Annotated in this window: 10 protein-coding genes; 5 read left to right on the top strand and 5 right to left on the bottom strand. The window is 70.8% G+C overall.

Features of this window, described 5'->3' with window-relative positions; genetic code table 11:
* Positions 1-336: 336 nt before the first annotated feature.
* The 5 genes from G6024_RS15515 to G6024_RS15495 all read right to left on the bottom strand — a co-directional run bounded on the left by G6024_RS15515 (position 337) and on the right by G6024_RS15495 (position 5048).
* Positions 337-1506, bottom strand: a complete 1170-nt coding sequence (locus G6024_RS15515; RefSeq protein WP_067712247.1) for an acyl-CoA dehydrogenase family protein — start codon at positions 1504-1506, stop codon at positions 337-339.
* A 196-nt stretch (positions 1507-1702) separates the two neighbouring features.
* Positions 1703-2215 carry a 5-(carboxyamino)imidazole ribonucleotide mutase gene (gene purE / locus G6024_RS15510; protein WP_067712244.1) on the bottom strand — a complete coding sequence of 171 codons (513 nt, stop codon included), beginning with the start codon at positions 2213-2215 and terminating at the stop codon, positions 1703-1705.
* A 48-nt stretch (positions 2216-2263) separates the two neighbouring features.
* Positions 2264-3550 carry a 5-(carboxyamino)imidazole ribonucleotide synthase gene (locus G6024_RS15505; protein ID WP_067712242.1) on the bottom strand — a complete coding sequence of 429 codons (1287 nt, stop codon included), beginning with the start codon at positions 3548-3550 and terminating at the stop codon, positions 2264-2266.
* A gap of 22 nt (positions 3551-3572) precedes the next feature.
* Complete coding sequence (locus G6024_RS15500) at positions 3573-4136, bottom strand: PH domain-containing protein (RefSeq protein ID WP_067712239.1); 564 nt, start codon at positions 4134-4136, stop codon at positions 3573-3575.
* A gap of 3 nt (positions 4137-4139) precedes the next feature.
* Entirely contained in the window at positions 4140-5048 is a 909-nt protein-coding gene (locus G6024_RS15495; protein WP_067712236.1) for a biotin--[acetyl-CoA-carboxylase] ligase, read from the bottom strand.
* Positions 5049-5125: 77 nt separating this feature from the next.
* Between G6024_RS15495 and G6024_RS15490 the strand changes: the two genes are divergently transcribed.
* From G6024_RS15490 to G6024_RS15470, 5 genes are all read left to right on the top strand, one after another.
* Positions 5126-6787 (top strand): acyl-CoA carboxylase subunit beta, encoded by a 1662-nt coding sequence (locus G6024_RS15490; RefSeq protein ID WP_067712234.1) that lies wholly within the window; start codon positions 5126-5128, stop codon positions 6785-6787.
* The gene (locus G6024_RS15485) at positions 6784-7032 is read left to right on the top strand and encodes an acyl-CoA carboxylase subunit epsilon (protein ID WP_067712231.1); all 249 of its coding nucleotides are present in this window, start codon (positions 6784-6786) and stop codon (positions 7030-7032) included. The genes G6024_RS15490 and G6024_RS15485 overlap by 4 nt, the downstream gene beginning before the upstream one ends.
* Positions 7033-7211: 179 nt before the next feature.
* On the top strand, positions 7212-7643 hold the full coding sequence (locus G6024_RS15480) for a cupin domain-containing protein (RefSeq protein WP_159149113.1): 432 nt from the start codon (positions 7212-7214) through the stop codon (positions 7641-7643).
* 22 nt (positions 7644-7665) lie between these two features.
* Complete coding sequence (locus tag G6024_RS15475) at positions 7666-8346, top strand: Maf family protein (protein ID WP_067712224.1); 681 nt, start codon at positions 7666-7668, stop codon at positions 8344-8346.
* 208 nt (positions 8347-8554) lie between these two features.
* The coding region (locus G6024_RS15470) for an ATP-binding protein (RefSeq protein ID WP_159149112.1) at positions 8555-10267 on the top strand (1713 nt) is incomplete at its 3' end.

Genomic DNA, 10267 nt, shown 5'->3' with positions numbered 1-10267 from the left:
GCCCTCGTGGCGGGCTCCGATCGCGACGACGTGGTGCAGGTCCTGGCCCGGGTGTTCGCCTCCGGTGGCACGGCGGTGCTCGTCACGGGAGCAGACGCGGACGATCCCGCGGTCGCCGACGTGGCGGCCACCGAACGCACCACGCTCACCCTCTGATCGCCCGGCGCCCGCGACACGCGCCCCAGCGACGCCGCGCCCCAGCGCCCCATCGCCCCAGCGACGCGAAAATCCGCTACTCCGATTCCGGATCCGCTCCCCTGATGCGGGTAGCAGATCCGGAATCGGAGTAGCGGATTCGTGGAGGGTGTACCGGTCAGCGGGCCGGCGCCCCGGGCATCAGGCCAGGAGCTGGCGGGCCATGACCATGCGGTTGATCTGGTTGGTGCCCTCGTAGATCTGGGTGATCTTGGCGTCGCGCATCATGCGCTCGACAGGGAAGTCACGCGTGTACCCGGCGCCGCCGAACAGCTGCACGACGTTGGTGGTGACCTCCATCGCGACATCCGAGGCGAAGGTCTTGGAGGCGGCGGCCATGAAGCCCAGCTTCTCGCCACCGGGCGCGGAGCCGCGCTCGGCGTTGGCGGCGGCCGTGTAGACCATCAGGCGCGAGGCCTGCACCTTCATCGCCATGTCGGCGAGCATGAACTGAGTGTTCTGGAAGTCCGAGATCGCGCGGCCGAACTGCTTGCGCTCCTTGGTGTAGGCGATCGCCGCGTCCAGGGCGCCCTGCGCGATACCGACGGCCTGCGCGCCGATGGTCGGGCGGGTGTGGTCGAGGGTCTGCAGGGCGGTCTTGAAGCCGGTGCCCGGCGCGCCGATGATCCGGTCGCCCGGGATGCGGACGTCCTCGAAGTACAGCTCCGCGGTGGGCGAACCCTTGATGCCGAGCTTCTTCTCGGTCTTGGAGACGCCAAAGCCCTCGTCGTCGGCGTGGACCATGAACGCGGAGATCCCGCCGGCACCCTTCTCGGGGTCCGTCACGGCCATGACGGTGTACCAGGTCGACTTGCCGCCGTTGGTGATCCACGCCTTGCTGCCGTTGAGGATCCAGTCGTCACCGTCCTGGCGGGCGCGGGTGCGCATGGCTGCCGCGTCGGAGCCGGCCTCGCGCTCGGACAGCGCGTAGGAGGCCATCTTGCCCTCGGCGATCTCGGGAAGGACCTTCTGCTTGAGCTCCTCCCCACCGGCCAGGATCAGGCCCATGGTGCCGAGCTTGTTGACGGCGGGGATCAGCGAGGACGACCCACAGACGCGGGCGACCTCCTCGATCACGATGCACGCCGCCACGGAGTCCGCACCCTGCCCGCCGTACTCCTCCGGCACGTGGACCGCGTTGAAACCCGAGGCGTTGAGCGCGTCGAGGGCCTCCTGGGGGAACCGCTCGTCCTCGTCGACGGCCGCGGCGTGGGGCTCGATCTCCTTCTCCGACAGGGCTCGGATCGCGGCCCGGAGCTCTTCGTGCTCCTCCGCCGGGCGGTACAGGTCGAAGTCGGGGTTACCGGACATATGCGGGCCTCCATGAGGGATTCGTCGGTGCTGATCGCGCGGCGGGCGCCGGCCAGGTTCTCGCGGAGGGGCCGCTGACGTTCGTCGGCCGCCACTATCGCCGCGGGAGACGCGAGGCCGCGTCCGGCCCTTCAAATTACCAGCCGGAAGTCGGCCCCCGTCGGCGCCGTCGGCCCCGCCGCCCCCGCGGTGGCGATCAGCCGAGCAGTTGTCGGCGCAGGGCCTCGTCCTTGCGCTCGACCATCGCCTCCAGCTCGGCCTGGAACGCCTCCATCCGCTCGCGCAGGGCGGGGTCGGAGGCGGCGAGGATCCGCACCGCGAGCAGACCCGCGTTTCGCGCCCCGCCGATCGACACGGTGGCCACCGGGACACCGGCGGGCATCTGCACGATCGACAGCAGGGAATCCATGCCGTCCAGGTGCTTGAGCGGCACGGGGACACCGATGACCGGCAGCGGCGTGGCCGAGGCGACCATCCCCGGGAGGTGCGCGGCGCCGCCCGCACCCGCGATCACCACGCGGACGCCCCGGCCGGCCGCCGAGTGGGCGTAGTCGAGCATCTTCTGCGGGGTGCGGTGTGCCGAGACCACCCCGACCTCGAAGGTGATCCCGAACTCGGCGAGTGCCTCCGCCGCTGCCTCCATGGTGGGCCAGTCGGAGTCGCTGCCCATGATCAGACCGACCTGCGGCCCGTCGTGTCGCTCGGTCATCCCGTCGCCTTTCCTCGGTGTGGTGCGCTCAGCGTTCCGGTGGTGCGCTCAGCGTTCGAAGTCCCCGGCCGGCGCCCCCGAGTGGGGGTCCCAGCCGTCGGCCCACTCCCCGTGGGAGAGCCAGTGGGCCGCGAGTTCCGCGACCGCGCGGACGGATGCCACCTGTTCCGCGTCGTCCGGGTCGACACCCGGGTCGGCCAGGACGTTGACGTGGCCGATCTTGCGGCCGTGCCGCTCCGACTTGCCGTAGAGGTGCACCTTCGCGTGCGGGAACCGCGCGGCGAGGTGGTGGACGCGCTCGTCCATGCTCATCTCCGGCGTCTCGGGAGCGCCGAGGACGTTGGCCATCACGGTGAGGGGCGCGGTCGGGACGGTGGAGCCGAGCGGGTAGTCGAGTACCGCCCGCAGGTGCTGCTCGAACTGGCTGGTGGTGGCCCCGTCCATCGTCCAGTGGCCGGAGTTGTGGGGTCGCATCGCGAGCTCGTTGACCAGTACTCCCGGGCGACCGTCCGAGCCGATCACCTCGAACAGCTCCACGGCCATCACGCCGGTCACGTCGAGGTGCTCGGCCAATCGCAACGCGGTGGCCTGCACGGCCGAGCGCAGGTCGTCGGGCAGCCCGGGGGCGGGCGCGATCGCCACCGAGCAGATCCCGTCACGCTGGACGGTCTCGACGACCGGCCACACCGCCCCCTGCCCGAACGGGGACCGGGCCACCATCGCGGACAGCTCCCGGGTCCACGGGACGCGGGCCTCGGCCATCATCGGCACCCCGGCGGCGAGCTGCTCGTCGGCGATCCGCTCGGCTTCCTCCAGCGAGCCCGGCATCCAGACGCCCCGACCGTCGTACCCGCCCCGCGCGGCCTTGAGGACGATGTTCCCGTCCTGTTCGTCGTGGAAACGTCGGACGTCGGCGAGCGAGTCCACGCCGGTGAACGGCGGGACAGGGGCGCCGATCTCCGCGAGCGCGCGCCGCATGACCAACTTGTCCTGGGCGTGGATGAGCGCGGATGCACGGGGACGCACGGCGACCCCGGCGGATTCCAGCTCGAGCAGGATCTGCGGGGGCACGTGTTCGTGGTCGAAGGTCATCACGTCGGCGCCCTCCGCGGCGGCGCGGACGGCGTCGGGATCATCGTGCGCGCCGATCACCACATCCGGCGTGACCTGGGCGGCCGGGTCCTGCGGGTCGGCGGCGAGCACGCGGAGCGTCTGGCCGAGGGCGACGGCCGCCTGGTGGGTCATGCGGGCGAGTTGTCCCCCGCCGATCATCGCCACGACGGGCGTGCCGAGGGGATTGCGGCGGATGCGCGAGTCGTCGTTCACGTCGCCCATGGTCTCACGCGGGGCGAGGTCGTCACCGCCGCCCCGGGAGCCCCCAGCGGAACCGTGGCGCCGCGGCGACCGGAGCGGGCGGGGGCGGGGGTGGCAGCCGCATGAGCTCGTCGTAGACGGCGGCGTGGACGCGGGCGACCTCCGGGACGTGGTCGATCTCCACCGGCGGCAGGTGACCGAGCTCGAGGATCAGGCATCCCGTGCCCAGGGCGCGGTCGGTGAGGGTGTGGCGGAACCTGACGGCGCTGATCCTGCGCAGCGGCACGTCCACGCACCGCCGCGCGGACCCGGCCGGCCGGTAGAGCACCCTCTCGTCGGTGACCACGAGGTCGGTCCGTGCCCACCGGGTCAGGGGCCAGAGGCCGAACCGGAGGACGACCAGGGCGTACAGCACCGCGACCATGGCCCAGGTCGCCGTACGGTCCCCGGCGTGGACCACCTGAACCTCGATGAAGCCGCCGGCGATCCCCGCGAGACCGGCCCCGACCACCGTGACCAGGGCCGGGCGGACGAGGGCGCGCCAGTGTGGGTGGGTGTGGACGATGAGCGTCTCCCCCGGCGCGAGGACCGATCGGATGAAACCCACGGCTCAGCCGCCCCACCGACCGCCGGCGCCACGGACGTGGGTGACGTCGCCGGCGGCGACGGCGAACTCACCGTCGGGGTCGACGACGACGAGGCGGCCGTCGCGGTCGACCCTGTCCGCGCGCCCGGTCCTGATGACGCCCCCCGGCAGTTCGACCCTCACCTCGGTGCCGACGGTGGAGCAGGCCTCGGTGTAGGTCGCCATGAGCTGGTCGGAGACGGTCGATCCTCTCCCGCGCTCGCACTCGCGCCACTGGCGTTGACGCAGGGCCAACGCCTCGAGAACGGCGAGGGCCACACTGTCCCGGTCGTCGGACCCGCCAGAGAGCACGAGGGAGGTGGCGTGGGGCACCGGCAACTGCTCGCCGGTGAGCGAGACGTTGATCCCGACCCCCACCACGACGGCCGGTAGGCGGACCGAGTAGTCCCCACCGGCACGCACAGTGGTCATCTCGGTGAGAATCCCGGCGATCTTGCGCCCGTCCACCAGGACGTCGTTGGGCCACTTGAGAGTCGCGTCCACGCCTCCGGCCTCGCGCAGCCCGTCCCTCACCGCCAGCCCGGTCACGAGCGGCAACCAGCCAAAAAGCCCCGCAGAGACGGCGCCGGGTCGGATGAGCACGCTGACGACCACCTGCGTGCGCGGCGGGGCGGTCCACACGCGACCGAGGCGACCGCGACCGGACGCCTGGTGCTCGGCCAGCAACACGCTGCGGTCCGGCGCACCCCCGGCCGCGCGGGAGATCAACTCGGCGTTCGTCGAACCGATGTCGTCGACGACGTCGAGAGACGAGTACGGCGCGTCCGGGCCCTCCACCAGAGCGCGACGGAGCGCGTCGGCGTCCAACCTGGGCGGGGTCTCGATACCTGGATCTGCGTGCACGACCCCCAGCGTATGTCGCCGCTCGGACATCGGTCGGGGTCGCCGCCGGGGGATGTACACCGGGTCACGTCGCCACGGAGGCGGGTCACTGGTTAGAGTCTTGCAACATGACGACTGCCTCAGAACCGGACGTGAACTCGGCTCTGTCTAACGACGTACCGACGGCATCCGCGACCCCCGACATCCACACGACCGCCGGGAAGCTGTCCGAGCTGCGTAGGCGCCTCGACGAGGCCCGGGCCCCGATGGGGCAGGCCGCGGTGGACAAAACCCACGACAAGGGCCTGATGACGGCTCGCGAGCGCATCGAGAACCTTCTCGACCCGGGCTCGTTCGTCGAGATCGACGCGCTGGCCCGCCACCGGGCCACGACGTTCGGTCTCGCCGAGCGCCGGCCGCTGGGCGACGGTGTCATCACCGGCTACGGCACTATCGACGGCCGGAGCGTCTGCGTCTTCTCGCAGGACGCCACCGTCTTCGGCGGGTCGCTGGGCGAGGTCTACGGCGAGAAGATCGTCAAGGTCATGGATCTGGCCCTCAAGACCGGCCGTCCGATGATCGGCATCAACCACGGCGCCGGCGCCCGGATCCAGGAGGGCGTCGTCTCGCTCGGCCTGTACGGCGAGATCTTCCACCGCAACGTGCTCTCCTCGGGTGTCATCCCGCAGGTCTCCCTGATCATGGGCCCGTCGGCCGGCGGCCACGTCTACTCCCCCGCCCTCACCGACTTCACCGTGATGGTCGACAAGACGTCGCAGATGTTCGTGACGGGCCCCGACGTCATCAAGACCGTCACCGGCGAGGAGGTCTCGCAGGAGGAACTCGGCGGCGCCACCACGCACATGACCAAGTCGGGCGTGTCCCACTACACCGCCAGTGACGAGCAGGACGCCCTGGACTTCGTCAAGGACCTGCTCTCCTACCTCCCGAGCAACAACCGTGCCGAGGCCCCGCGGTTCCCGTTCCCCGTCGCCGAGGGTGCGATCGAGGACAACCTCACGCTCGAGGACCACGATCTCGACACGATCATCCCCGACTCCTCCAACAGCCCGTACGACATGCACGAGGTCATCTCGCACATCGTCGACGACGGCGAGTTCCTGGAGATCCAGGGCCAGTACGCGATGAACGTCATCGTCGGCTACGGCCGCATCGAGGGCCGCAGCGTGGGCGTGGTGGCCAACCAGCCCACCCAGTTCGCCGGCTGCCTGGACATCAAGGCCTCCGAGAAGGCCGCACGCTTCGTCCGCACCTGCGACGCGTTCAACATCCCCATCCTTACGCTGGTCGACGTCCCGGGCTTCCTGCCCGGGACCGGCCAGGAGTTCGACGGGATCATCCGCCGCGGCGCCAAGCTGCTCTACGCCTACGGCGAGGCCACCGTCGGCAAGGTCACCGTCATCACCCGCAAGGCCTACGGTGGCGCATACGACGTCATGGGGTCCAAGCACATGGGTGCCGACATCAACCTCGCGTGGCCGACCGCCGAGATCGCCGTCATGGGCGCCTCGGGAGCCGTCGGCTTCGTCTACCGCGACCAGCTCAAGCAGGCCGCGGCCAACGGCGAGGACGTCGACGCCCTCCGGCTCAAGCTCCAGGCCGAGTACGAGGACACCCTCGTCAACCCGTACGTCGCCGCCGAGCGTGGCTACGTCGACGCGGTCATCCCGCCCTCGCACACCCGTCTGCAGGTCGCCCAGGCACTGCGACTGCTCGACCGCAAGGTCGTCGAGGTGCCGGCCAAGAAGCACGGGAACATCCCGCTGTGACCGGCGAGCAGCAGCAGGACCCCGCCAGCCAGCCGGAGAAGCCGTTCCTCGAGATCGTGGGCGGCAACCCCACTCCCACGGAGGTGGGCATCCTGTCCGCGGTCTTCGCGACCGCGCAGGGGAACGCCGCGCACGCGAGCGACCACGACACCGGCGTCAGGGACGACTGGGGATCCTACGAGGACCGCCTGCGTCCGCCGTTCGGATACAGCCCTAGCTCGTTCCTCAACCGCCGCCAGTACTGAGCGCAGAGGACCGACCACACCACGAGCCGCCCCCGTCCCCGTCCCCCGCGTGTGCCGATGCACACTCCGGAGTACGGGCACGGGGCGGCTGCGTCGGATCAGGGCCGTTGTGCCGGACAAGTAGGGTGGTGGGACCGCCGCCGGACCGGTCGGCGGGCAGTTCTCGAGGAGGATCGTCGATGTCCGAGGAAGCCACCTCCGACGGGCGGGAGGCCGGGGCGGCCGGCGGCTACACCCGCGACCCCGAGGACGAGGATCGCGATCACGGTCGCCGCGCCGGCACCGACGAGGGAACCGCCACCCACCACACCGACGTCATCGGGAGGGCGACGCCGTCCGCCACCCGCCCCGGGGCCACGGTCGTCCACCGGGACGAGACCGCCAAGATCGTCGCGTTCGAGTTCGACGAGGGCCAGGAGATGCCCGACCACGCCGCGTTCCACCCCATCCTGGTCCAGGTGCTGCGGGGACGCGTGGAGTTCGGCCTGCCGGGCCGCACACTCGAACTGCGCACCGGCGAGATCCTCCACCTCACCGCCAAGCTCCGTCACCGGGTCCGGGCACTCGAACCCACCACGCTGACCATCACGATGCTGCTGCCGCGGTCCTGACCCGGTGGCTACGCTGAGGCCCATGATCGCGCTCGTCCTCGCCTCCGCCTCCCCGTCCCGACTGCGGATACTCGAGCAGGCGGGGGTGGACCCGCTCATCCGCCACCCTCAGGTCGACGAGGACGCCCTGCAGGCCGCCCTGCCACCGGGGACCCCGCACGTGCGGGTCGTGGAAGAACTGGCCCGCGCCAAGGCGGAGGACGTTTTGCAGCGCGAGGGCGAGTCGCTCGCGGCCGAGGCGAGGTCGGCCGGCGCCGACACACTCGTGGTGGTCGGGTGCGACTCGATGCTGTTGGTCGACGGCCACCTCGAGGGCAAACCACACACCTACGAGCGCGCCATGGAGCGCTGGCGGAGGATGCGCGGGCGTCACGGGGTCCTGCTCACCGGCCACGCGCTGATCGTGGCCGATCTCACCGGCGACGACCCCCTCGCCGTCACCTTCTCCGAGACCGACACGTCCGACACCACGGTGCACTTCGGCGCACCTTCCGACGCCGACCTCGACGTGTACCTGCGCACGGGGGAGCCGCTCGAGTGCGCGGGCGCGTTCACGATCGAGTCACTCGGCGGCTGGTTCATCGACCGGATCGAGGGCGACCCGTCGAGCGTGATCGGGCTCAGCCTGCCACTGCTGCGGCGACTCCTCGAGGGCGCCGGAATGAACGCCCACCGCGTCTGGCGACCCGAGCTCCGGACGTGAATCCACCCGGGTTTCCCCACCCGCGGACGTGACGGCCAGAACAACTTCGCAGGTCAGGCCGTCCGACTCCCGGCTGGCCCGCCCCCGCGGGCCAGCCCTTGGACCCCCAACACCACACATGAGGGGGGCCTCTCATTAGACTGCGGAAGAACTCGGTGGGCCCCACGGCCGATCGACAGTAGAGACGTTTACCTCCAGGAGGCCCTGAGTGCCCAGTCATGCCAGCTCTCACATCACCAAGGTCCTCGTCGCCAACCGCGGCGAGATCGCCGTCCGTGTGATCCGTGCGGCGAAGGACGCGGGCCTGGCCAGCGTGGCCGTATACGCCGAGCCCGACGCCGACGCACTGTTCGTCAAGCTGGCCGACGAGGCCTTCGCTCTCGGAGGAACCACCTCCGCGGAGTCGTACCTGGTCTTCGACAAGATCCTCGACGCCGCCGCCAAGTCCGGCGCCGACGCCATCCACCCCGGCTACGGCTTCCTCTCCGAGAACGCCGACTTCGCGCAGGCCGTCATCGACGCCGGCCTGATCTGGATCGGCCCCCCGCCGCAGGCCATCCGGGACCTCGGCGACAAGGTCACCGCCCGCCACATCGCCGAGCGGGCCAACGCCCCGATGGCCGCCGGTACCAAGGACCCCGTCGCGGGAGCCGACGAGGTCGTGAAGTTCGCCGAGCAGTACGGCCTGCCCATCGCGATCAAGGCCGCCTTCGGTGGTGGCGGTCGCGGCATGAAGGTCGCCCACAGGATGGAGGAGGTCGCCGAGCTCTTCGAGTCGGCCACCCGTGAGGCCGTCGCCGCGTTCGGCCGCGGCGAGTGCTTCGTCGAGCAGTACCTCGACAAGGCCCGCCACGTCGAGGCCCAGGTCCTCGCCGACCAGCACGGCAACGTCATCGTCGCCGGCACCCGCGACTGCACCCTGCAGCGCCGCTTCCAGAAGCTCGTCGAGGAGGCCCCCGCGCCGTTCCTCACCGATGACCAGCGCAAGCGGATCCACGACTCCGCCAAGGCCATCTGCAAGGAGGCCGGCTACTACGGCGCCGGCACCGTCGAGTACATGGTCCAGGGCGACACGATCTCCTTCCTCGAGGTCAACACCCGCCTCCAGGTGGAGCACCCGGTCACCGAGGAGACCGCGGGCATCGACCTCGTCCTGCAGCAGTTCAAGATCGCCGAGGGCGAGGTGCTCGAGTTCACCGAGGACCCCGCCCCGCGTGGCCACGCCTTCGAGTTCCGCATCAACGGCGAGGACGCGGGTCGCGGCTTCCTGCCCGCCCCCGGCACCATCACCGGTTACCACGAGCCCACCGGCCCCGGAGTGCGCATGGACTCGGGCGTCGAGCAGGGTGACACCATCGGCGGCCAGTTCGACTCCATGCTCGCCAAGCTGATCGTGTGGGGCGAGGACCGCGACCAGGCGCTCGCCCGCTCGGCCCGCGCCCTGGCCGAGTACAAGGTCGAGGGCATGGCCACGGTCCTGCCGTTCCACCAGCACATCGTCACCAACCCGGCGTATGTCGGCGACGGCAAGAGCTTCGACATCTACACCAAGTGGATCGAGGAGGAGTGGGACAACCCGATCGAGCCGTGGTCGCCCACCGGTGCGCCGGCCGACGACGACGAGCCCGTCGAGCGCAAGAAGGTCGTCGTCGAGGTGGACGGACGTCGCGTCGAGGTCTCCCTGCCCGGCGACCTGGCCTTCGGCGGCTCGCACGCCGGCGGGACCGTCCGCCGCAAGGCCAAGTCCCGCACCCGTGGCGGCGCCGCAGGTGCGGCCGCGTCCGGTGACGCCGTGTCGGCCCCGATGCAGGGCACTGTCGTGAAGGTCGCCGTGGAGGAGGGCCAAGAGGTCTCCGCCGGCGACCTGGTGGCCGTGCTCGAGGCCATGAAGATGGAGAACCCGGTCACCGCGCACAAGGAC

Origin of the sequence: Dietzia maris, assembly GCF_014144855.1 — a bacterium.
Taxonomy (GTDB): Bacteria; Actinomycetota; Actinomycetes; order Mycobacteriales; family Mycobacteriaceae; genus Dietzia; species Dietzia kunjamensis.
Note: the sequence above shows the minus strand (reverse complement) of the source record. Positions and strands in the feature narration are given on the sequence as shown.

Excerpts from the sequence above, each read along its gene's own strand:
- G6024_RS15515 (WP_067712247.1), bottom strand. The coding sequence starts at position 1,506 with ATGTCCGGTAACCCCGACTTCGACCTGTACCGCCCGGCGGAGGAGCAC.
- purE (WP_067712244.1), bottom strand. The coding sequence starts at position 2,215 with ATGACCGAGCGACACGACGGGCCGCAGGTCGGTCTGATCATGGGCAGC.
- G6024_RS15505 (WP_067712242.1), bottom strand. The coding sequence starts at position 3,550 with ATGGGCGACGTGAACGACGACTCGCGCATCCGCCGCAATCCCCTCGGC.
- G6024_RS15495 (WP_067712236.1), bottom strand. The coding sequence starts at position 5,048 with ATGTCCGAGCGGCGACATACGCTGGGGGTCGTGCACGCAGATCCAGGT.
- G6024_RS15490 (WP_067712234.1), top strand. The coding sequence starts at position 5,126 with ATGACGACTGCCTCAGAACCGGACGTGAACTCGGCTCTGTCTAACGAC.
- G6024_RS15480 (WP_159149113.1), top strand. The coding sequence starts at position 7,212 with ATGTCCGAGGAAGCCACCTCCGACGGGCGGGAGGCCGGGGCGGCCGGC.
- G6024_RS15475 (WP_067712224.1), top strand. The coding sequence starts at position 7,666 with ATGATCGCGCTCGTCCTCGCCTCCGCCTCCCCGTCCCGACTGCGGATA.